A 21,574-nucleotide genomic window follows, 5' to 3' on the forward strand; every position below is an offset into this window, starting at 1 on the left:
TCAAACTCAAAATCTGAGCGTGTAGCGATTCAAGAAGAAGTAACAGCACTGAACGACGAACTGAACCGTATCGCGGAAACGACGTCTTTTGGTGGTAACAAGCTGCTTAACGGCACACACGGTACTAAATCATTCCAAATCGGTGCAGACAACGGTGAAGCGGTAATGCTTCAACTGAAAGACATGCGCTCTGACAACGCTCAGATGGGTGGTAAGAGCTACCAAACTGAGAACGCGAAAGACAAAGACTGGAACGTTCAAGCGGGCTCAAACGATCTAAAACTGTCGTTCACTGATAACTTTGGTCAAGCACAAGAAATCGACATCAGCGCAAAAGCAGGTGACGACATCGAAGAGCTAGCAACCTACATCAACGGTCAACAAGATTCTGTTAAAGCGTCTGTGACTGAAGACGGCAAGCTACAAATGTTCACTGGTAACAACAAAGTGAGCGGCGATGTGTCTTTCTCTGGCGGTCTTGCAGGTGAGCTAGGCATTCAAGCAGCTAAAGATGTAACGGTTGATACTATCGACGTAACATCTGTTGGCGGCGCGCAAGAATCTGTAGCAGTAATCGATGCAGCACTTAAGTACGTAGACAGCCACCGTGCTGAACTGGGTGCTTTCCAAAACCGTTTCGACCACGCTATCAGCAACTTAGACAACATTAACGAGAACGTGAATGCATCTAAGAGCCGTATTAAAGATACCGACTTCGCGAAAGAAACGACTCAGATGACTAAGTCTCAGATTCTTTCTCAAGCTTCAAGTTCGATTCTTGCTCAAGCGAAGCAAGCACCGAACTCGGCACTTAGCCTACTAGGTTAATCGATTGAAAGGCCACGTTGACTGTAAGCGTTAACGTAGGCTTCCACAAATTAGCTCGTGGTGAGAGATGAGCGCTAAACAAACCCAGCTTCGGCTGGGTTTTTTATTGCCCGCGATTTGGTGATAGAAGAGTTTGGGAAACTGTAGTCTTGGTGAACAGGAGCAAAAGCGAGATTCCCTATCACGTTAGTTCCTCACTGTAGGGAATGACGGGGATAGAGTGATGATGATCCTATAGCTTTTCAATATGAGTAAGATCGCCCCGAGTAAGTAACGACTCAGCTAGACCAAGACTTTTATCGTCATTCCAGAACCGAGTAGAACGAGATATCAGGGATCTCTGTCCGTAAAAGACCTTAAGAGTAAGGGGATATGTAGTCGTTAGATAGGACCAAAGCGGCGGGTAATATGGAACTAGAACTAATACAGCAGGCACAAAAAACGCCACCCGTAGGTAGCGTTTTAATTAAAGCAGATGAGTAATCGAAATTACTTAGTTACTTTAAGAACTGGAGTTTCGCCAACAGTTACAGAACCAGAAAGCTTGTTTAGCTCTTTGATTTCGTCCATGTTAGAGATAACAACTGGAGTAAGCGTAGATTTCGCTTTCTCTTCTAGAAGCGCTAGGTCGAAAGTGATGATAGTGTCACCAGCTTTAACAGATTGACCTTCTTCAGCTACGCGAGTGAAGCCTTCGCCTTTAAGTTCAACAGTATCGATACCGAAGTGAACGAAAAGCTCAACACCGTCGTCAGACTCGATAGAGAATGCGTGGTTAGTTTCGAAGATCTTACCGATAGTACCGTTAACTGGAGCTACCATTTTGTCGCCAGCTGGTTTGATCGCGATGCCGTCACCAACGATTTTTTCAGCGAAAACTACATCTGGCACATCTTCGATGTTTACGATTTCACCAGAAAGAGGTGCGATGATTTCGATTGCACCAGCATCAGCGCTGTCATCAGATACAAGCTTTTTCAGTTTGTCAAACAGACCCATTGTGTCATGCTCCTAACGTTTAGTTTTATTCTGTAGAATATACTATACCAATCTAACAAATTAGACGACTATTTTTAGCCGTCTAACGTTATTAAGCGATTGGCGATTACTGAGTTTTCTCAGCGATGAACTTTTCTACGCAAGCTTCAATTTCAGCAGCTGTTGGTAGAGATAGTGCTTCGTCAGCCATAGCTTTAACTTCAGCGAAGTTAGAGTTACGGATTACTTTCTTAACTTTAGGGATAGAGATACCGCTCATAGAGAACTCATCTAGACCCATACCAAGAAGAAGTAGCGTTGCACGCTCATCACCAGCAAGCTCACCACACATACCAGTCCACTTACCTTCAGCGTGTGATGCGTCGATCACTTGCTTGATTACTGTAAGAACAGCAGGAGATAGCGGGTTGTATAGGTGAGAAATCATTTCGTTACCACGGTCTACCGCAAGAGTGTATTGCGTTAGGTCGTTAGTACCGATAGAGAAGAAAGATACTTCTTTCGCTAGGTGGTGTGCGATTGCAGCAGCAGCTGGAGTCTCAACCATTACGCCGATTTCGATTTCTTCATCGAAAGCTAGGCCTTCAGCGCGAAGTTCAACTTTGTACTCTTCGATTGCTTTTTTCAGTTCACGGATCTCTTCAACAGAAATGATCATTGGGAACATGATACGTAGTTTACCGTGTGCAGATGCACGTAGGATGCCACGTAGTTGGTCACGTAGGATTTCACGACGATCCAAGCTGATACGTACTGCACGCCAGCCTAGGAACGGGTTCATCTCTTGTGGAAGGTCCATGTATGGTAGGTCTTTGTCGCCACCGATATCCATAGTACGGATAATCACTGACTCGCCTTCCATTGCTTCTGCTACTTCTTTGTAAGCAACGTATTGCTCTTCTTCAGTAGGAAGCGCGTCACGGTCCATAAATAGGAATTCAGTACGGTACAGACCAACGCCTTCACCGCCGTTACGCAGGATACCGTCACAGTCTTTTACTGTACCGATGTTGCCGCAAACTTCTACACGGTGACCGTCTAGAGTTTCAGCATGCAAATCTTTTAGTTTTGCTAGTTCAGCCGCTTCTGCTTCGAAATCTGCTTTGATTTTCTTAGCTTCTGCTAATTCAGCTTCAGAAGGGTTGATGATGATCTTGTTGTTCATCGCGTCTAGCACAAGCATGTCGCCGTTCTTAACTTGCTTAGTGATATCGTTAGTACCAACGATAGCAGGAAGCTCAAGAGAACGTGCCATGATTGAAGTATGAGATGTACGACCGCCAATGTCACAAGCGAAACCAAGAACGTAGTCTAGGTTGATTTGTGCAGTTTCAGATGGCGTTAGGTCGTAAGCAACTAGGATAACTTCTTCATTGATATCCGCTAGAGATACAATGTTGATGCCTAGTGCATTTTTAACGAAACGAGTACCGATATCACGGATATCAGTTGCACGTTCTTTTAGGTACTCATCATCAAGAGACTCTAGTGCGCAAGCTTGCTCTTCGATCACAGTGTGGATCGCGTTGTCTGCGTGCATTTTGTCTTTCTTGATGAGTGCTAAAATCTCTTCTTCTAGCTCTTCATCTTCAAGCAGCATGATGTGGCCTTCAAAGATTGCTTCTTTTTCTTCGCCAAAAGTTTCAAGTGCTTTTTGCTTTACAACTTCAAGTTGTTGAGAAGATTTGTTACGAGCGTCAAAGAAACGCTGAACTTCTGCTTCAACTTGATCGTCTGAGATAGATTGAGTGTTTAGGACAATTTCATCTTCTTGAAGTAGTAGTGCTTTACCGAAAGCAATACCAGGAGATGCTAGGATGCCTGAAATCATAGCCTTACCTTAGTTGTTCAACTGTAAACGGGAGAGTGTGTGACTTTAAGTCGTCGACTAATGTCGCGCTTATTCCTATCTATTTCGAACAAAGCCACTTTGCTATGCAAAATGGCTTTGAAAGAAGGAGACCGTATTAGTGTAGTTGATCCATAAGAGCAACTAGGTGGTCTACTGCTTGCTGAGCTTGAGGACCTTCAGCTGAAATAGTAACGTTAGTACCTTTTACTAGGCCTAAAGTTTGTAGTTTGAACAGGCTTTTCGCGCTAGCGCTTTTGCCGTTAGAAGTCACTGTGATGTCAGCGTCGAAAGATTTTGCTTCTTTAACGAACTGTGCAGCTGGACGAGTGTGAAGACCGTTTTCTGCTGTGATTTCTACTTGCTTCTCGTACATTTTATATACCCCAATTAATTTATTTTTTGTAAGTTTGTAACCAGATTAGCTTAACTGCTTTAGCTCAAATGCGCTAGAGGCTAGTACGCCATGTTCGTGTTAGAACTTAGACTGGTTATAAATTTTTATCCAGCCATGGTCGTCTTTTGTTGAGTACTCATGACTTTCAGAATTTGTTTATTGCTTCTTTTATTTTGAAGCGAAAAATAAAACAGACCCGATATTACCAAAGGTGGGGCAGGGATCAACAAAAAAGCCCCTAAACGGGGCTTTTTTGGACGAAAAATTGATTTGACCACATATTATTGTTGGTTCTCTTTTTCCGTAAAGATGCCAGCAAATAGCGCGGTACTTAGGTAACGCTCGCCCGAACTTGGTAGTACGGTAACGATGGTTTTTCCTGCAAATTCAGGTAGTTCGGCGATTCTGTTCGCAGCTACAACTGCCGCACCAGATGAGATGCCTGCAAGAATACCTTCTTCTTTCATTAGGCGTTGAGCCATCTCAATCGCTTCTTCAGAAGTTACCGATTCAACACGGTCAATAATCTCTAAATCTAGGTTTCCAGGGATGAAACCCGCACCGATACCTTGAATTTTGTGTGGCGCTGGTTTGATTTCTTCGCCTGCAAGTGCTTGTGCAATCACTGGAGACTCTGCAGGCTCAACCGCTACAGAAGTGATCGCTTTGCCTTTTTCACCTTTAATGTAACGACTTGTACCAGTGATAGTACCGCCAGTACCAACACCCGCTACAAACACGTCGATTTCACCGTCTGTTGCTTCCCAAATTTCAGGACCAGTCGTTTGCTCGTGAATCTGTGGGTTCGCTGGGTTGTTGAATTGCTGTAGTAGTAGGTATTTACTTGGGTCTGAAGCAACAATCTCTTCTGCTTTGGCAATCGCACCATTCATGCCTTTAGGCGCTTCAGTCAGTACTAGATTTGCGCCTAGTGCTTTAAGCAGCTTACGGCGTTCTAGACTCATTGATTCAGGCATCGTCAGCGTTAACTTGTAACCGCGTGCTGCTGCTACGAATGCAAGTGCAACACCTGTATTACCACTAGTCGGTTCAACAAGCTCAATACCTGGCTTCAGAGTACCTGCTTTTTCTGCTTCCCAGATCATGTTTGAACCGATACGACACTTAACGCTGAAGCTTGGGTTACGAGCTTCGATCTTAGCTAGGACGTTACCTTTGCTTACTTTGTTAAGGCGGACTAGAGGTGTGTTACCAATCGTTAGGGTGTTGTCTTCGTAGATCTTGCTCATGCGATATTCCTTCATTTAATGACAGAACTAAACGTAGTATATCAATCACTTTACCGTCTAGTGTCTTTCGATGTTTGTTTAGCTTGAATTTAGATTAAACAAGTTGAAAAAAAGGTAAAAGGATTAAAAAGTTATATCATATAGATATGTAGCAGAATTCACGCCTATCTTTATTGAAATCAGAACGTCGAAAAGATAGGCGTGGCAAGCAAGAGATGGGCGGGTTACAGACGAGAACGCAGAGCTTGGTCTTTAAACTCAGCAACCCACATTGCTGTCGCGCCACAAACGGCAACAGGCATTACGATCAGGTTTAAAATTGGAATCGTGGTGAACACGGAAACAAGTGCGCCAAAGCTGTAGCTCTTGCCTTGTTTTTGTTTCAAATTGTTTCTCATGTCGTCAAACTTGATTTTATGGTTGTCGAAGGGGTAGTCGGCGTATTGAATCGCTAACATCCATGCCGTGAAAATGAACCATAAAAACGGAGCAACGGTTTGCCCTAGTGCAGGAATTAACAAAAGTAGGAATAAACCGATCGCTTTTGGCAGAACGTAGACAAGCTTACGCCATTCTCTCGCTAATATACGTGGGGTATCTTTGAGGACATCAAGTAAACCATCATCATTCACTTTTTTACCAATAAGTAACTCTTCAACTTTTTCTGCGAGTAAACCGTTGAACGGTGCTGCAATGAAGTTAGCGAGTGTGCTAAAGAAATACGAGAAAGTGGCCAAGACGGTTAACACAAGTAATGGCCATAAAATGTATGACAACCACGACAAGAAACTTGGCAATGCACCAATCCAACCTTCAATCCAAGTGTTTAGGTTGGAGAAGATATAAAACAAGGCACCACCAACGAGTAACACGTTTGCGATAAGTGGCATTAGTACGAACTTACGAATGCTCGGCGACAAAGCGATTTTTATTCCAAAAATAAAATAGCCAAAGCCGGAGCGGGGAACAGATTCTATAGTCATATTTAAATTAGGTCACATGTGAATTTGGTTAAATAGCAAACACGTCTAGTGTACTCGACCGAAATTAAGAAAAAAAGCGTGGTGAAAATCACACCATGTAAGGAACTAATTGTATTAAGTTGTTCTAAAACAGTGGCTACTTTTGATAGAGTAGTGAGATTAGCCAAATTAACCCAACTTAGTGACAGCGTGTTTATAGCTAGTTGACTAAGAAAGCTGAGAGCGAAAAATGCAGGAATTGCGATTTGTACTCATTATTGTTGGCGCATTAGCTATCGCCGCATTATTGTTCCATGGTCTATGGACGAGTAAAAAAGAAGGGAAAGCAAAGTTTGGAGATAAGCCGCTCGGTAAGCTTGATAACGACAGCTTAGATGACGCAGAAACTGTTCCAAATCGTTCATTCGCCCCAGAAGATGATTTTGAGATAATCCGAAAAGAACGTAAAGAGCCGGACTTTGCGGTTTCGCCATCTGCGACTGATCCGCTGATCGACTCAGATCCGCTAACAGCGCCACAAGCGAAAGAAGTTTACGAAGATGACATCGAATTGAATGATCTTCCTTCTTTCAGCGTAGAAGACCCAATTAAGGTTGAAAGTGAACCTGAAGTGATTGAGGAAGAGAAGGTTGTTGAGCCTGAAGTTCCAAGCTTTGAGTTGACTGACGAACAAAAAGAAAACCATGCCGGCTTTAAAGAGCAGTACGGTTCGTTTGAAGAATCTTCGGAGGCGGTTGATAAGCCAATCGTTCCAAACGAAACGTTCACTCAAAGAGAGCCAGTTGTTGCGAAAGAAGTGGTTGCTTCGCAAAGCGCACCTGTTGAAGAAGCTAAGCCAGATGAAGAACTTGGCTTAGACGTTATCGTTCTTAATGTTCACTGTGCCGGAGAGATCCCGTTCGTTGGAACTGAACTTTTCCGCAGCATGGAAAACAACGGCCTAACTTATGGTGAGATGTCTATCTATCACTGCTTTGCACAATCAGCTGAAGAGCCAAAAGTTATCTTCAGCGTCGCGAACATGATGCAACCTGGTACTCTTGAGCATGATGATCCTGCTGACTTTACGACCAAAGGTATTTCATTCTTCATGACGCTACCTTGTTACGGTCAAGCTGATCAAAATTTCAATGTGATGTTGAGTGCAGCACAGAAAATTGCCGACGATATGGGCGGAAACGTATTGGATGAGTCACGTAACTTAATGACGCCAAATCGTTTATCTGACTACCGCAAGCAAATCAGAGACTTTATGACGGCGACGAATGCTTAGCCGTATTGTTTAGCCTTGTAAATAACCTATATTTATAGAAAAGGGCTCCTAAGGGAGCCCTTTTTGATATTTCAATCACGACAGAGAATGATATGAAAGAATCGATTCAAGTTACCTTAGAGCAGTTAAGAGAAACTCTGCACTATCATGCCGTTCGTTATTACGTAGAAGATAGCCCTGAGATCCCTGATGTCGAGTACGATCGATTAATGCAGCAATTGTTAAAGATCGAAGAAGAGAACCCAGAGTTAGTGACGGTAGATTCGCCGAGCCAGCGCGTTGGTGGTCAGCCGCTAGATGGTTTTACTCAAGTGACTCATGAGATCCCAATGCTTTCTCTGGACAATGCTTTCTCTGATGACGATTTGGATGCGTTTAATAAACGAATGTCGGATAGAGCGCCAACTGCAAACCTCAAGACTTTCTGTTGTGAACCTAAGCTTGATGGTTTAGCTGTGAGTCTACTGTATGTAAATGGCACCTTAGTGCAGGCAGCGACGCGTGGTGATGGTGCGACTGGTGAAAACATCACAGAAAATGTGCGTACTATCAGCTCTATCCCACTTAAATTACAAGGTGAAGGCTGGCCAGTGCGTATTGAAGTTCGTGGCGAAGTGTTTATGCCAAAAGCGGGTTTCGATAAGTTAAATGAGATGGCGTTGAAGAAAGGCGAAAAAGTCTTTGTTAACCCACGTAACGCGGCTGCGGGTAGCTTACGTCAGCTTGATTCTCGTATTACAGCGAAACGTCCTCTAGCTTTCTATGCCTACAGTGTCGGTGTTGTACAAGGCGCTGAACTTTCTAACAGTCACTATCAACGTTTCTTACAGCTGAAAGGCTGGGGCTTGCCGATGTGTCCTGAGACTAAGCAGCTTAGCTCGCTTGAGGATGTAAAAGCGTATTATCAAGATATCATGACCCGTCGCGATGCTCTGGCTTACGAGATTGATGGCGTAGTTATCAAAGTTGATGATATCGCAGCTCAAGAAGTGCTTGGATTTGTTGCTAGAGCACCACGCTGGGCGATTGCTTATAAGTTCCCAGCTCAAGAAGAGATCACTCTGCTCAATGACGTTGAGTTTCAGGTAGGCCGTACAGGCGCTATTACACCCGTTGCTAAACTGGAACCGATCTTCGTTGGTGGTGTAACAGTCAGTAATGCAACGCTACACAACGCTGATGAGATTGCTCGTTTAGGCGTGAAGGTTGGCGACAGCGTTATTATTCGCCGTGCAGGTGACGTTATTCCGCAAATTGTCGCTGTTGTACAAGATCGTCGCCCTGAGACAGCGAAAGACATTGTTTTCCCTGATTCATGCCCTGTATGTAACTCAGCAGTTGAGCGCGTAGAAGGTGAGGCAGTAGCGCGTTGTACTGGCGGTTTAGTATGTAAGGCGCAGCGTAAAGAAGCGCTTAAGCACTTTGTTTCTAGAAAGGCGCTAGACGTTGACGGGTTGGGCGTGAAAGTAATTGAGCAGCTTGTTGATCGCGAAATGGTTGAAACGCCTGCCGACTTATTTAAGCTTAGTGCTGGCGTGATTACTGTCCTTGACAGAATGGGGCCTAAATCAGCGCAAAACGTGGTGAGCGCGCTGAATAAAGCCAAAGACACGACATTAGCGCGTTTCCTATATTCACTCGGTATTCGTGAAGTCGGTGAAGCGACAGCGATGAACTTAGCGCAACACTTTAAGACGCTGGAATTGGTGCAAGCAGCAACCTATGAACAACTGGTTGAAGTGTCCGATATTGGTGACATAGTTGCGAGTCATATTACGGCTTTCTTCTCACAAGAGAAAAACCGAGCGGTTGTTGATCAGCTAATAGAGCTTGGTGTGAATTGGCCAATCATCGAAGAAGTTGCCGATGATCAAGAGCTACCACTAGAAGGCAAGGTTGTTGTGTTAACCGGTTCATTGTCGCAATTAGGTCGAAGTGAAGCGAAAGCGGCGTTACAAGCATTGGGTGCGAAAGTGACGGGCAGCGTATCGAAGAAAACGGATATCTTATTTGCCGGTGAAGCTGCTGGTTCTAAATTAACTAAAGCACAAGATTTAGGTATCGAAATAAGAACAGAAGAAGATCTAATTGCCCTTATTTCGTAAGTAAATTCAGATAAAAAAAGCTCAAGGGCACTCCTTTCAAGGGAGTGCCTTTTTTGTTTTCGGTCTAAAAGTGATGCCTTTTTAATTGTTGAGAAATTTGTTCCTATACGAACTCTAAAATCAGGACAGTGACGCTGTTCAACATTAATGAAATACCGTTGTAGTTGTATCAAAAATGCGAGTCACTTCTATTTTTATAAGAACAATCTGCAATTAAGTCATTGATATTTTTTGGTTTTGTTGTTTTTTGGTGTGAGCTTTACAATTTATCGATCTGGATCACTAAGTACCTACTAAATTTGCACCAACTCATATTTTTTTAGATGAAAATTAAGTTCTCATTGATCTTTTTGAGGGCGAAGTTAGTCTTAATGCCATGGATGCACACGATGTGCATAACCAGAAAGGAAATAGAGAATTCAGAGTTTAGGGTTCTCAAACAAGAAAAGGTATTTCTCTCTACGGCGGCCAACTTTAGGCGGGGAATATTCAAACAGCTATATCCATTTTTAGGAGTTTTATTCCATGGAAAACAAAATTTTCAAACGTACTCTACTAGGTGCATCTGTTGCACTTTTATCGACAGGCGTAATGGCGAAAGAAGTTGGTATCAACTCTGACTTTAACGTTGACGTATACGGTGTTGCAGCTATCTCTGTAGTTAACTACAACACAACTGACAATCGTGATGATAGCTCAGGTTACGCTGTAGAGAATGAATCTCGTATCGGCTTCCGTGCTCATAAAGATATGTTTGATGATGTACTAATCACAATGCAAATCGAATCTGGCTACGTAGATAGCACAGACTGGGGGCACGGCGGCGTTTCAGGTGGTGTGCTTGGTTTCCGTGATACGTTCGTTGGTGCTTCTGGCTCTTGGGGTAACCTACGTGTGGGTCGTGTTCTTACGCCACTATACGAAATCGTCGACTGGCCATTCTCTAACCCTGGTCTAGGTTCTGTATTCGATTGGGGCGGCATCAACGGTCATTACGATCGTCAATCTAACCAAGTACGTTACGATTCAGCTAAATTTGGTGGTTTCTCTTTTGCAGCTTCTGTTGGTCGTGATGACAATGACAACGGTGGTGGTGCAGCGACTCGTGATGCAAACTTTGTTGGCGCAAGCGCTAAATACAGCTTTGAAAAAATCACATTTATGGCAGGTGTTGAATCTGGTACTCGAGTAGTAGCTAGCACATCAGACGTGTACGCTGTAGGTACTGCTGCAGATGTAGCAAATGGTGTTAAAGATGCAGATAAAAACTTGGTTACTGAAGGCGATAACTACCTTAAGTCTAAAGGCGTAGCGGGTTATGATGACGACACATTCGCATACATCGTTGGTTTTGAAGCAAGTTTACCAGCAGGTTTCGGTATTGCAGCAGCATACAAAGGCGAAGAGCTAGACAACGGTATCCGTAAGCAAACTCAAGATTCTTACTCAGTTATTGGCCAATACTGGAATGGTCCAATCGGTTTCAAACTAGGTTACGCAGCTAACCTAGAGTCTGAACTAAACGGTAAAAAAGAAGCGGGTTCAGATAGCAGCACTATTTCGGGTCAGCTAATGGCAGTACATAACGGTTTCGTACCTTACCTACGTGTAGCAGGCCGTACTTTCTATAAAGATGGTGTTGAAGACACAGATATCGTAACTCGTATCGGTCTTGAATACGGTTTCTAAGCTAGAGTTATCTGCTTAAACTGTTAAATAAAAATCAAAACGCTGGTAAATTTTGTTTGCCAGCGTTTTTCCATAGTGAACATAAGGAATTAGTCATAATGAATAAAGTTAGCGTAGTTGTATTATCATTATTTTTGGGAGCTTGTAGTTCACTCGATTCAAAAAGTAATTTTGCAGATTCAGTAGCAGATGTACAGCCTAAAGGTGGTTACATTCAAGTGACTGGACAATCTTATGTAGCAGAAAGTAAAGCGAACGTAGGGGCTGATATCCTGAAGTCGTCACTCTACTTTACTTACAACAAGGAAGTAACACAGAACTCAGCTCCAGAATCTTCAATCACTATGGACGTAAGTTACTTCCAAAGTTATAAAGAATACGAAACAGTTAGCTTTTTCGGTAAGACGCTTGAGATAGAAGAGAGACAAACCCCAAGAGAGAGTTGCAGCGAGCACTGTACAAAGACTCAATACATTAAATTCCCATTGAGTGACGCTGACATCCAGCAAGCAAGAGAAAAGAACTTAGAATTTACACTTGATGGACAAGGCTCAGTCATGAGTACAACTTTTATTGTGCCGAAAGCATATATAGACACAATCTATAACGGTGCAAATAATCATACGGCTATCGCAATTGCTCCAGTAGCAGCAGTGCCTGTAGCAGCCGTTGCAGTTGAAGAAGCAAAAGCGTCTCAAGCCCAAGAAATGGTGGGCTACTGGTACGGTCAAGCTACCAAAGAAGAGCAATCTGCAGTGACAGATTGGGCATTCAAAAACCGTAAGAACGCTAACCCAGCATCGTTAGAAGGTTCAAAAGAGATCGAGATGGTTTCATACTGGTTTAACAAGTTAAACAGTGAAGAAAAATCACAAACTATAATTTGGCTGTTAGAGCAAGAGTAGACATCTAACGTCAGTCTCTAGCTATGTTTTTCAACCGCAGTATTGTATAACAGCAATACTGCGGTTTTTCATTTTAGGCTAACAGGTAAGATTGTGAATATTGGTGAAGTAGCGAAGCGTGTTGGTACAACAGCGAAATCCATTCGTTTTTACGAAAGTAAAGGCATGATGAGCCCTCCACATCGTTCAGAAAACGGCTATAGGCAATATGGCGAGATTCACATCGAACAGTTAGAGTTTGTACTAAGAGCTAAAATGGTTGGGTTTACCCTTGATGAGTGTAAATCACTGGTTGAGTTGGCAATGAATCCAAACAGAGAAAGCTACGAAGTAAAGAAGAAGGCCACTCTGAAGTTAGATGAAATAGAGTTGAAGCTTGCTGAGTTAAATAAGATGAAAGCTCAACTGCAATCTTGGGTTCATGACTGCCCTGGTGATGCTTCAACGGAATGTCCTATCTTAAACAATTTATCTGGCCGCAGTTAGGTCGTGTCAGTCATAAATAATCGTCAGGCAGCAATTACATTACTAGCCTGACTTTAATTCCCTATCACAGCACCTTTCCGCCGTAATGTTTACAGATCAGCAATGGCACGTGAGTGACAGCGTTACCATCCGAACATTTTACAATAGGCCCCATGTTACCGTTACCAGGAGACTGACTGCTCGCGATAGCGCTTCCAAATGATAAGCTGAAAACGGCCGTTAGAATTATTAAAAAATGTCTCATACAAACTCCATTAGGTTTATCTCTGATTGAGATAAATGAAAGTATGGACAAGGAAAAGAAAATTTCAAAAATTGGACGGACTTAACATTTTTAATAATTATAATTAAGCGAGAGTCAGGCTAATTATTCATATATATCTTGGGTAAGAAATCTGGCTTTCTTATGCCTTTTTAGCTTAATCAAAATTTTTAGCTTTACGAAATAAGAACTTATTTTTTTTTCAATTAAATCTATCGCAATGATAATTCGAATATTATTAAGGTTCAAAAATAGAAAAAGCCTGCATTTATTGAAAATGCAGGCTCCATATAGCGCTTGATTATAAAGGTTCTATTATTAGAACGATTCCATCTAAAGCTACAATCTTAATTTCGGTGCCAGATGGAATATCTTGACTGGCCTTTGCTGACCAAGAAGAGTCACCGAACTTAATTCGACAACTACCTCTCTTTACGTCTTCTCTTAGAATAACGGTTTGACCTACTAGTTGCTTTTCTCTTTGGTTTAACTCTCTCCCTGCATCCGATTGCTTGTCATTCGAGAGTTGTCTTCTCCACCATAACCAAGTGGTAATAAGTGAGAAGCTTGCAAAGGATAGCCATTGCATTTGCCAACCGATTGGCAGCGCGCCTAATAGGGCACCGACCAACATGGCTGATATGCCTATCCATAAAAAGTAACCAGCGGTTCCAATGAGCTCAAGAGCTAACAATGCTAGACCAAACGCTAACCAATGCCAGTGGTTTACTTGTTCTAGTAATTCGACCATAAGTTAGTCCTTACTACCTTTGTCATTCTTATGCGCAAACATCTCTGCGATGCCCGCAACAGAGCCCATAAGGCCAGTTGCTTCGAGTGGGAGCATGATGATCTTGCCGTTTTCGGCTTGGCCGATAGATTTCAATGCGTCGGTATAACCTTGTGCGATAAAGTAATTGACCGCTTGCATGTCACCTTGAGCAATCGCCGTTGAGACCATTTCGGTCGCTTTAGCTTCTGCTTCTGCAGCACGCTCACGAGCTTCAGCTTGCAATATTGCCGCCTGCTTCTCACCTTCTGCTTTCAGGATCTCTGATTGCTTGTGACCCTCTGCTTTCAAGATCTCGGCTTGTCTTACGCCTTCTGCCTCTAGAATATCAGCACGCTTGTTTCGTTCTGCTTTCATTTGCGCATTCATCGCAGCGGTAAGATCGGCTGGTGGCTGTACGTCTTTTATTTCTATACGAGTGACTTTTACACCCCAAGGGTTTGTCGCTTCGTCGACGATATTTAACAATTTAGTATTGATCATGTCACGTTGGCTGAGCATCTCATCCAGCTCCATCGAACCCAAAACAGTACGGATATTAGTGAGGGTTAAGTTACGGATCGCATGTTCAAGGTCATTCACCTCATAAGCCGCTTTAGGGGCGTCGATAACTTGAACAAAACACACCGCATCTATAACAACATTGGCATTATCTTTAGAGATGACTTCTTGTGCTGGGATATCGAGAACACGTTCCATCATGCTGATGCGTTGTCCCACTTTATCAATAAATGGAATGATTAAGTTAAGACCCGGTTTAAGAGTGTGTGTGTATCGCCCGAAGCGTTCAACAGTCCAGTTGTTGCCTTGTGGGACGGTTTTTACGCCAGCGAAGATAAATAGCAGTGCGACGACAGTAAAGACGCCAATAGTAATCAAGGTATCAATAGGCATACAAAGTCCTTTGCAAGTTTAAGTTATTGAATATTTATTACTCATACTGGCTCATATTTAAAGACGGGGCAAATTTATAAATGAGAAATGGGCCATAAAACATTGATTTTATGGCCCATTATGAGTTTTGCATTCAAAAACCTAATAGGTGGCTTTGTTGAATTTAGATTTGATAGCTTACCTACGACTCAGCTGTTGTAGAGCCTGACTAGTAAAGCAGAGAGTAAAGTTGACGGCGGTACTTGCTGGCAACCGCGTTACCTTGTCCTAACGCACTCAATATGTCCATGAACTCTTTTTTCATGTCGCCATCGAGAGCATTAAGATCTTTGGCTAGGAAAGACCACAATAGATCCATTGCTTCCTCACTGCGGTTCACTTGGTGATATTGCAGTGCTAATTCAGATGCGGTTTTAGCGTCGCTCGGATTTTGCTGAAGAGTCGCTTCTAATGCTTGAATTTCAGGGCTATCTGCTGCCTGCTTGTGAAGCTCAAGTTTCGCGACTAAGCCTTTGTAATAATTGTCTTGGTACTCAAGAGGGATGGTTGCTAGCTGAGTTTCAGCAAGGTCAAATTGTTGCGTTTCCAACAAACATTCTGCGATCGCCAGTTTTACTTCACCTTTATTTGTTAGTTCCGCTGGAAGCTGCTGCATTGCGGCTAGCGCCTGTGCGTGCTCACCAGCCTGCATTTGCTCAAGAGCTTGACGCAAAGCAAGTTCATCTTGACTAGGTAGGTGCTTGCTTAGCATATCGACAATAGCTTCTATGCTTTGAGGACCGCCGAGCCCATCGACCGGCTGACCATTAACAAACAGTGCAATAGTTGGCAGAGCTTGAACCCCAAACTGGCTAGCAATAGCTTGCTCTTGTTCGCAATTTAGCAGGGCTAAGGTGAAGGCACCGTTGTATTGCTGAGTTAACGTTTGAAGTTCAGGAATGACTTGGGCGCTCTCTTGGCTCATTGGTGCCCAAAAATGGATGAGTACAGGGGCCTGCATCGAACCTTCTAATACTTGACGAAAGTTCTGCTCATTAAGTTCAACAATATGCGGAGATTGCATTTACGTTCCTTGAGGTTTGTTTTGTGGATACGTTGCAAATATGGGGGGATTAGTCAGTAACTTCAAGATCTAACTGGGATATCTAGGATAAAAAGAACCAAAAATAGAAAACGCTATGTTTCAATGTTGATGGAGTTGTTATCTCAACATTGAAGGCATAGCGTTATCATCGAGGCAGTCAGTGAGGCGTTGCGTGAGATACTCAAAACAGAATAAACAACGTAATAGCCAGACCCACACCTACCCAATTAAGGCGATTTAAAGTCATGAGGTTTCCAGAGTAAAACCATCAATTGGAAATAATTGATGGGATAGGGTAATCATGACATCTTAATGTTACGGAAAAATTACATCGTTACATTAAAGTTTGCGACTCTGCATTCAAAGTTAGAAATTTATGCAGCTTTTCTCAGAATAGGGTCTAGCAAACGACTCGGCAGAATCCTTTTCAATACCGCGAACACTTTAGTCGGGGTCGTAACTCGGTATCTCAGTTTGGGTTTATCGGCCGTAAGTGCATGAAAGACTGGCTCAATACAACTTTCTGGAGGAAGAACAAAAGCGTTATTCGATGATTCTTTTTCGAGTCGAGCTTTTTGTTGTTGGTAAGCGTTTTGGTGCGCGCTGCCAGAAATGTTGATCCATTTATTGAACGCTTTCAGAGCATTGGTTCTAAATTGTGTCTCAATTGGCCCCGGTTGCAGTAAGGCGATCTGAATACCACTGCCATGCAATTCTAATCGCAAGGTATCCGTCCAGCCTTCAATAGCGAATTTGGATGCATTATAAGCTCCGCGATATTTCATGGCTGCAAAACCTAACACGGAACTGTTTTGTACGATTCGACCTTCGCCACGTTCGCGCATGTGCGGAAGGATCTGACAGACGAGGTGATGCCAACCGAAGAAGTTGGTTTCGAATTGTTCTCTGAGCCCTTGAGTGGGCAAGTCTTCTAGCGCGCCTGCTTGACCGTAAGCGCCATTGTTGAATAATCCATACAACCCATAGGGTGCGAGATCGATAGCAAGCTTAGCGCCATGCTCAATACTTTGTTGGTCAGAAAGATCTAATTGAATACAGGTGAGTCCTTCATCTTGAAGGCGTTGAACATCTTGTGGATCTCGACAAGATGCAATGACATGAAAACCACGCTTTTGGAGTGCATGAGCACATGTATAGCCAATACCTGTTGAGCAACCGGTAATAAGAATTGACTTGTTCACACTTAATCCTTTAATAGAGTCTCTATCGCTCTAGGGTAAAGAATTAGTCTTGATGTTGTAACAAGTTTTTTAGTGCCGGCTCGATTCTTGAGTAACTAAAGATGAATCCCATCTCAGTGAGTTTCTTCGGCTTGGAGCGAATGCTGTCAAATAGCAAACAAGATGATTCGCCCATCAGCAGCGACATTGTCCATTTCGGCGTGAACAAGAAATGCGGTCGACCTAATTGTTTCGCTAATGTGCTGCTAAACAGTTTATTCGTCACAGGGTGCGGGGCACACATATTGAATTCCCCTTGAGCATGAGGAATAGACAACAAGTGGTTGATGGCTCTCACCATATCTAGCATGTGAATCCATGGCATATACTGTTCGCCTGAACCTAGAGGTCCACCGACCCCAAGTTTGTAAGGCATAAGCATCTTCTTTAATGCGCCACCATTTTCGCCAAGTACAATCCCTGTTCTCAGCAGTATCACGCGTGTGCTTTCTGACTGTGCTCTATTGGCAATTTCTTCCCAATGAGCGCAAACTTTATGAGGAAAGCTCTCACCTTCCACTTGCAGTGACTCGTCAAACGGATGCTGTTGTTGATCGCCATAGTAACCCACGGCTGAACCGCTAATAAAAGCTTGTGGTGGGTTACTACTTGCATGAATTAGCTCGACCAACTTTTCTGTGATGTGCCAGCGGCTGCTGCAGATTCTTTCTTTTTGCTCTTCGGTCCAGCGCTTGTCAGCAATCGGTTCGCCAGCAAGATTAACCACCGCATCGAAATCATTGAGATCGCTCACTTCATCAAGGGATTGAATATAATGAAGGTTGTTCTGGTTGAGGTGATTTAGACTTTGCTTTGCTTTTTCAGGGCTCCGCGTCAGCAATGTCACGTCGTCAGTGTTCCAACTCTTGACCAATTCAGAGCCAATAAATCCAGTACCACCAGTTAACAATATCTTCATATCAATCTCCCTATTAAACATAATTATAGACATGGCTTGTTTTTAGTCGCCAACCAATACGAAAAAATCACTATAACGATCATAAGGTTTCAATCGTGTGATGCCTAAATTACGCCTTTTTCAATTGACGAAGGAGTGAAATTAAATTCAGCAATTCAGGATGTGTACCCTTATCACACTTATGCACTTTACTTGGATATGTTACCAACTGCGTAATATTTGTCACAATAGCAATGATAAGGATTTGCCATGATTATTACTAACTCATAATCAGCGACAAGGAATGGCGATGACGGCGGTACTTGCTTTGTTTCGGTCCATGTTAGGTAGCCTAAGGGATTTATTGCCAATCGTGGCGGTCATCGCTTTCTTCCAGCTTGCGGTGTTACAAGAGCCGCTTCCTCATCTTTTATCCATTCTAACCGGTTTAGTACTGGTCGTTTTTGGACTCACTTTCTTTATCTTCGGTCTTGAAATGGGGTTATTTCCGATTGGTGAGTCGATGGCTCAAGCATTTGCCAGAAAGGGGAGTGTGTTCTGGTTATTGATCTTCGCTTTTTGTTTAGGTTTCGGTACCACCATAGCAGAGCCTGCGTTGACCGCCGTCGCAGCCGAAGCGGCAGAAGTGGCAGCCAAGGGAGGGGTAATTCCCAACACGTTAGATGAAATGGAGCAGTATGCCGATGGCCTGCGGTTCACAGTGGCATTGTCGGTGGGCATTGCTATTTTACTCGGCGTGCTGAGAATCTTAAAAGGTTGGCCAATTCAATACATGATCATCGGCGGATACATTGGCGTGGTGGTACTTACTGCATTTGCTCCGGAAAACATTATTGGGATTGCGTATGACTCTGGTGGAGTGACAACATCGACGATCACTGTTCCGTTAGTGACGGCATTAGGGGTGGGGTTAGCCTCTGCCATTAAAGGGCGTAATCCTATGATAGATGGCTTTGGGTTGATCGCGTTTGCTTCTTTGTTACCGATGATGTTTGTCATGGTGTACGGAATGGTGGTGACATGATAAGTATTCAGCAATTTATCGACACCTTTCTCGGCACCGTGATGGATGTGATCCCGATTGCGGTCATCATCTTTGGTTTTCAGTTGGCGGTATTGCGTAAGCCAGTCAATAACCTAGCTAAAGTGCTGGTCGGTTTCTTTTACGTCATCCTAGGTTTATCTCTATTTTTGATGGGGTTGGAACTCGCATTGTTTCCCTTGGGGGAGACGATGGCAATGCAGCTCACCGAACCCAGCTTTTTGACTGAGTTTAAAATCAGTTCTGGTCTTGTATTAGTTTGGTTTGATTATTATTGGGTTTACCTATTCGCGTTTTGTATCGGCTTCAGTACCACGATAGCCGAGCCCTCTTTGATCGCTGTTGCGATCAAGGCAAACCAAGTTTCCGGTGGCAGTATCAGTGTTAACGGGCTGAGGATCGCCGTAGCATTGGGCGTTGCGATTGGCATTTCACTGGGTAGTTACCGCATCGTTGCGGGTGACCCGATCCACTACTACATCATTTTTGGTTATGTCGTCGTGGTCATTCAAACCTTTTACGCTCCAAAACTCATTATTCCACTGGCCTACGATTCTGGCGGCGTAACCACATCAACGGTGACAGTCCCTTTAGTGACGGCGCTCGGGCTTGGGCTCGCCTCAACCGTTCCAGGACGAAACCCTGTTATTGATGGCTTTGGATTGATCGCTTTTGCCAGCTTATTCCCCATCATTTCAGTGATGGGCTATGCCCAGATAACACAATGGTTAAACCGTTTACACACCTCTAAGGAGAGCAAAGATGCGCTTTAAACTTATCTTAGCGTTTGTAGAAGAGAGCAAGACCGACACCGTGCTCGATGCCGCGCGTGATGCGGGTGCGACCGGAGCAACAGTGATTAACAACGCCAGAGGGCAAGGTTTAAACCAAAAAACCACCTTTTTTGGCCTAACGTTAGAGGTGCAAAAAGATGTGTTGCTGTTTGTTGTCGAGGAGCATCTAGCTAGGCATATTCTTGAAACTATTGGTGAAGTCGGAGAGTTTGATCAAGAGTCAGGACAAGGTATTGCAGTGCAGATCGATGTTGAAGATGCAGTCGGAGTCGCGCATCAAGTCGAGACATTAACCAAGGTTGTGGAGGACGAGTTATGAGTGTCAGTGAAAAAATCCGAGTAGGCGATGTCATGGCCAATACCTATGTGATCATCGATGGGCTAACCACGGTGTTAGAAGCGATAGAGATGGCGAAGAAGCATAAAGTGAAAGCCATCATTGTCGACAAGCGCCATGAAGATGACGAGTACGGCATCGTATTGATGAATGATATTGCCAAAAAAGTACTGGCTAAAAACCGCTCTCCAAAACGAACCAATGTTTATGAGATCATGACTAAACCAGCGCTAAGTGTGTCTGCTGAGATGAACGTTAAATACTGTGCTCGTTTGTTTGAGCGCTTTGGTATCAGTCGTGCGCCAGTCGTTCGTGACAACAAGATAGTCGGTATGGTTAGTTACAATAATATCGTGATCAACGGTATGGCGAGAGATGACGTGTAGCATTTAGATACGTACAATAGGCTCATAAATTTTATGGAGAAGTACGTGTGAAATTATTTTTTGCTTCAGACCTACACGGTTCGCTACCAGCAACAGAAAAGGTATTAGAACTCTACCAAGCGTCTGGCGCGCAATATTTAGTTCTATTGGGTGACATTCTGAATCATGGCCCAAGAAACCCGATCCCTGAGGGATACAATCCGCCAGCGGTTGCAGATAAGTTGAATGCGTTTGCTCAAGAGATCATTGCCGTTCGTGGTAACTGCGACAGCGAAGTGGATCAGATGCTGCTGTCTTTTCCAATGATGATGGATTACTCGTGGGTATTATTAGAATCAGGTCAGCGCATCTTTCTAACTCATGGTCATTTGTACAACACCAATAAGCGCCCTGCGCTGAAAGCGGGTGACATAATTACACATGGTCATACCCATATTCCGGTCGCTGAATACCAAGATGACATCTTTATCTTTAACCCTAGCTCGGTGACATTCCCACGAGAAGGGCACGCAGCAAGTTACGGTATTTATGAAAACAATACCTTCACAGTCATCAGCCTTGAAGGTGATGTTCTAGTGAGTGGTCAGCTTTAAATAAACGTAATGGGCTACGTTAGAAAAAGCCTACTTTGAGTCTACGTGGCCGAGATCTCTGTCTGGAGCAATGATGTTTCGTACTCTTTGCTTCAGAACTTTAGCCTCTGGAAAACCTCCATCTGCTTTTCTTTCCCAAATCTGCACACCATTACAAAAGATTTCGAATCGGCCTCCGGTGTCTGGATGCAAGCTTACTTGTTCAATTTCCTCGCTGAAGGTATGCAGTAACTCCTGGCATAACCAACTAGAACGAAGCATCCAATTGCATTGACGACAATAGTGTATGGCGATTGTTGCTTTAGCTATAGGGGAAGCAGTTTGATCTGACTCTGTACTCATGGGCATCCTTTTAAACGCGAGTAAATTCTTAATACCAATATCATTGTTTAAATAAAAATACAGATGCTAAGGGTAATAAAAAGGAGCATCATGCTCCTTTTTTATTGCTATGCCGTAAAGAGCTAT

General features: G+C 43.5%; 22 protein-coding genes. 11 read left to right on the plus strand and 11 right to left on the minus strand.

The annotated features are described in order from the left end of the window. Positions 1 to 828: flagellin (locus BCT34_RS16670; protein WP_241906874.1), on the plus strand; the 828-nt coding region annotated here is incomplete at its 5' end. 489 nt (positions 829 to 1,317) lie between these two features. On the opposite strand, the gene crr is transcribed toward BCT34_RS16670, so the two are convergent. From crr to cysZ, 5 genes are all read right to left on the minus strand, one after another. Then, positions 1,318 to 1,827 carry a PTS glucose transporter subunit IIA gene (gene crr, locus BCT34_RS16675; RefSeq protein ID WP_004737851.1) on the minus strand — a complete coding sequence of 170 codons (510 nt, stop codon included), beginning with the start codon at positions 1,825 to 1,827 and terminating at the stop codon, positions 1,318 to 1,320. Between the two features lie 106 nt (positions 1,828 to 1,933). Further along, positions 1,934 to 3,658 (minus strand): phosphoenolpyruvate-protein phosphotransferase PtsI, encoded by a 1,725-nt coding sequence (gene ptsI, locus BCT34_RS16680; RefSeq protein ID WP_076654828.1) that lies wholly within the window; start codon positions 3,656 to 3,658, stop codon positions 1,934 to 1,936. 136 nt (positions 3,659 to 3,794) lie between these two features. After that, complete coding sequence (locus BCT34_RS16685) at positions 3,795 to 4,052, minus strand: HPr family phosphocarrier protein (protein WP_004734263.1); 258 nt, start codon at positions 4,050 to 4,052, stop codon at positions 3,795 to 3,797. Between the two features lie 302 nt (positions 4,053 to 4,354). Next, positions 4,355 to 5,323, minus strand: coding sequence for a cysteine synthase A (gene cysK, locus BCT34_RS16690; RefSeq protein WP_060982183.1), 969 nt, complete (start codon positions 5,321 to 5,323; stop codon positions 4,355 to 4,357). A gap of 224 nt (positions 5,324 to 5,547) precedes the next feature. Continuing rightward, on the minus strand, positions 5,548 to 6,306 hold the full coding sequence (gene cysZ, locus BCT34_RS16695; protein ID WP_076654827.1) for a sulfate transporter CysZ: 759 nt from the start codon (positions 6,304 to 6,306) through the stop codon (positions 5,548 to 5,550). 229 nt (positions 6,307 to 6,535) lie between these two features. On the opposite strand from cysZ, the gene zipA reads away from it, so the two are divergent. The 5 genes from zipA (at position 6,536) to cueR (ending at position 12,764) form a co-directional block, all read left to right on the plus strand. Then, the gene (gene zipA / locus BCT34_RS16700) at positions 6,536 to 7,579 is read left to right on the plus strand and encodes a cell division protein ZipA (RefSeq protein WP_076654826.1); all 1,044 of its coding nucleotides are present in this window, start codon (positions 6,536 to 6,538) and stop codon (positions 7,577 to 7,579) included. Between the two features lie 92 nt (positions 7,580 to 7,671). Next, a complete protein-coding gene (gene ligA / locus BCT34_RS16705; protein WP_076654825.1) occupies positions 7,672 to 9,684 on the plus strand; it encodes an NAD-dependent DNA ligase LigA in 2,013 nt (670 codons plus the stop codon). Between the two features lie 525 nt (positions 9,685 to 10,209). Next, positions 10,210 to 11,373, plus strand: coding sequence for a porin (locus BCT34_RS16715; protein ID WP_076654824.1), 1,164 nt, complete (start codon positions 10,210 to 10,212; stop codon positions 11,371 to 11,373). Between the two features lie 98 nt (positions 11,374 to 11,471). Further along, positions 11,472 to 12,278 carry a DUF2057 domain-containing protein gene (locus BCT34_RS16720; protein WP_076654823.1) on the plus strand — a complete coding sequence of 269 codons (807 nt, stop codon included), beginning with the start codon at positions 11,472 to 11,474 and terminating at the stop codon, positions 12,276 to 12,278. A 93-nt stretch (positions 12,279 to 12,371) separates the two neighbouring features. Continuing rightward, complete coding sequence (cueR, locus tag BCT34_RS16725) at positions 12,372 to 12,764, plus strand: Cu(I)-responsive transcriptional regulator (protein ID WP_076654822.1); 393 nt, start codon at positions 12,372 to 12,374, stop codon at positions 12,762 to 12,764. A gap of 563 nt (positions 12,765 to 13,327) precedes the next feature. Here cueR and BCT34_RS16735 read toward each other — a convergent pair. From BCT34_RS16735 to BCT34_RS16755, 5 genes are all read right to left on the minus strand, one after another. Further along, positions 13,328 to 13,777 carry an NfeD family protein gene (locus BCT34_RS16735; RefSeq protein ID WP_076654820.1) on the minus strand — a complete coding sequence of 150 codons (450 nt, stop codon included), beginning with the start codon at positions 13,775 to 13,777 and terminating at the stop codon, positions 13,328 to 13,330. Between the two features lie 3 nt (positions 13,778 to 13,780). Continuing rightward, entirely contained in the window at positions 13,781 to 14,710 is a 930-nt protein-coding gene (locus BCT34_RS16740) for an SPFH domain-containing protein (RefSeq protein ID WP_076654819.1), read from the minus strand. Positions 14,711 to 14,918: 208 nt separating this feature from the next. Continuing rightward, positions 14,919 to 15,773: a co-chaperone YbbN gene (locus BCT34_RS16745; protein ID WP_076654818.1), complete on the minus strand. Its 855-nt coding sequence runs from the start codon at positions 15,771 to 15,773 to the stop codon at positions 14,919 to 14,921. A 395-nt stretch (positions 15,774 to 16,168) separates the two neighbouring features. After that, on the minus strand, positions 16,169 to 16,996 hold the full coding sequence (locus tag BCT34_RS16750) for an SDR family oxidoreductase (protein WP_076654817.1): 828 nt from the start codon (positions 16,994 to 16,996) through the stop codon (positions 16,169 to 16,171). Positions 16,997 to 17,039: 43 nt separating this feature from the next. After that, entirely contained in the window at positions 17,040 to 17,954 is a 915-nt protein-coding gene (locus tag BCT34_RS16755; protein ID WP_076654816.1) for a TIGR01777 family oxidoreductase, read from the minus strand. A gap of 289 nt (positions 17,955 to 18,243) precedes the next feature. On the opposite strand from BCT34_RS16755, the gene BCT34_RS16760 reads away from it, so the two are divergent. The 5 genes from BCT34_RS16760 to yfcE are packed head-to-tail and all read left to right on the plus strand — an operon-like array spanning position 18,244 to position 21,106. Further along, entirely contained in the window at positions 18,244 to 18,978 is a 735-nt protein-coding gene (locus tag BCT34_RS16760; RefSeq protein ID WP_076654815.1) for a DUF1538 domain-containing protein, read from the plus strand. Continuing rightward, positions 18,975 to 19,769: a DUF1538 domain-containing protein gene (locus BCT34_RS16765; RefSeq protein WP_076654814.1), complete on the plus strand. Its 795-nt coding sequence runs from the start codon at positions 18,975 to 18,977 to the stop codon at positions 19,767 to 19,769. The genes BCT34_RS16760 and BCT34_RS16765 overlap by 4 nt, the downstream gene beginning before the upstream one ends. Beyond that, positions 19,759 to 20,109, plus strand: a complete 351-nt coding sequence (locus tag BCT34_RS16770; protein WP_019820233.1) for a P-II family nitrogen regulator — start codon at positions 19,759 to 19,761, stop codon at positions 20,107 to 20,109. The genes BCT34_RS16765 and BCT34_RS16770 overlap by 11 nt, the downstream gene beginning before the upstream one ends. Next, entirely contained in the window at positions 20,106 to 20,513 is a 408-nt protein-coding gene (locus BCT34_RS16775; protein ID WP_076654813.1) for a CBS domain-containing protein, read from the plus strand. Before BCT34_RS16770 ends, BCT34_RS16775 begins: the two co-directional genes overlap by 4 nt. A gap of 47 nt (positions 20,514 to 20,560) precedes the next feature. Beyond that, on the plus strand, positions 20,561 to 21,106 hold the full coding sequence (gene yfcE, locus BCT34_RS16780; protein WP_076654812.1) for a phosphodiesterase: 546 nt from the start codon (positions 20,561 to 20,563) through the stop codon (positions 21,104 to 21,106). Between the two features lie 30 nt (positions 21,107 to 21,136). On the opposite strand, the gene BCT34_RS16785 is transcribed toward yfcE, so the two are convergent. Beyond that, complete coding sequence (locus tag BCT34_RS16785) at positions 21,137 to 21,448, minus strand: SelT/SelW/SelH family protein (protein WP_076654811.1); 312 nt, start codon at positions 21,446 to 21,448, stop codon at positions 21,137 to 21,139. Positions 21,449 to 21,574 lie beyond the last annotated feature (126 nt).

The sequence above is a fragment of the Vibrio sp. 10N.261.45.E2 genome (genome assembly GCF_002875705.1).
Classification (GTDB): domain Bacteria; phylum Pseudomonadota; class Gammaproteobacteria; order Enterobacterales; family Vibrionaceae; genus Vibrio.

Coding starts and splice junctions, on each gene's coding strand:
- crr (WP_004737851.1), bottom strand. CDS start 1,827: ATGGGTCTGTTTGACAAACTGAAAAAGCTTGTATCTGATGACAGCGCT.
- ptsI (WP_076654828.1), bottom strand. CDS start 3,658: ATGATTTCAGGCATCCTAGCATCTCCTGGTATTGCTTTCGGTAAAGCA.
- BCT34_RS16685 (WP_004734263.1), bottom strand. CDS start 4,052: ATGTACGAGAAGCAAGTAGAAATCACAGCAGAAAACGGTCTTCACACT.
- cysK (WP_060982183.1), bottom strand. CDS start 5,323: ATGAGCAAGATCTACGAAGACAACACCCTAACGATTGGTAACACACCT.
- cysZ (WP_076654827.1), bottom strand. CDS start 6,306: ATGACTATAGAATCTGTTCCCCGCTCCGGCTTTGGCTATTTTATTTTT.
- zipA (WP_076654826.1), top strand. CDS start 6,536: ATGCAGGAATTGCGATTTGTACTCATTATTGTTGGCGCATTAGCTATC.
- ligA (WP_076654825.1), top strand. CDS start 7,672: ATGAAAGAATCGATTCAAGTTACCTTAGAGCAGTTAAGAGAAACTCTG.
- BCT34_RS16715 (WP_076654824.1), top strand. CDS start 10,210: ATGGAAAACAAAATTTTCAAACGTACTCTACTAGGTGCATCTGTTGCA.
- BCT34_RS16720 (WP_076654823.1), top strand. CDS start 11,472: ATGAATAAAGTTAGCGTAGTTGTATTATCATTATTTTTGGGAGCTTGT.
- BCT34_RS16735 (WP_076654820.1), bottom strand. CDS start 13,777: ATGGTCGAATTACTAGAACAAGTAAACCACTGGCATTGGTTAGCGTTT.
- BCT34_RS16740 (WP_076654819.1), bottom strand. CDS start 14,710: ATGCCTATTGATACCTTGATTACTATTGGCGTCTTTACTGTCGTCGCA.
- BCT34_RS16745 (WP_076654818.1), bottom strand. CDS start 15,773: ATGCAATCTCCGCATATTGTTGAACTTAATGAGCAGAACTTTCGTCAA.
- BCT34_RS16755 (WP_076654816.1), bottom strand. CDS start 17,954: ATGAAGATATTGTTAACTGGTGGTACTGGATTTATTGGCTCTGAATTG.
- BCT34_RS16760 (WP_076654815.1), top strand. CDS start 18,244: ATGACGGCGGTACTTGCTTTGTTTCGGTCCATGTTAGGTAGCCTAAGG.
- BCT34_RS16765 (WP_076654814.1), top strand. CDS start 18,975: ATGATAAGTATTCAGCAATTTATCGACACCTTTCTCGGCACCGTGATG.
- BCT34_RS16770 (WP_019820233.1), top strand. CDS start 19,759: ATGCGCTTTAAACTTATCTTAGCGTTTGTAGAAGAGAGCAAGACCGAC.
- BCT34_RS16775 (WP_076654813.1), top strand. CDS start 20,106: ATGAGTGTCAGTGAAAAAATCCGAGTAGGCGATGTCATGGCCAATACC.
- BCT34_RS16785 (WP_076654811.1), bottom strand. CDS start 21,448: ATGAGTACAGAGTCAGATCAAACTGCTTCCCCTATAGCTAAAGCAACA.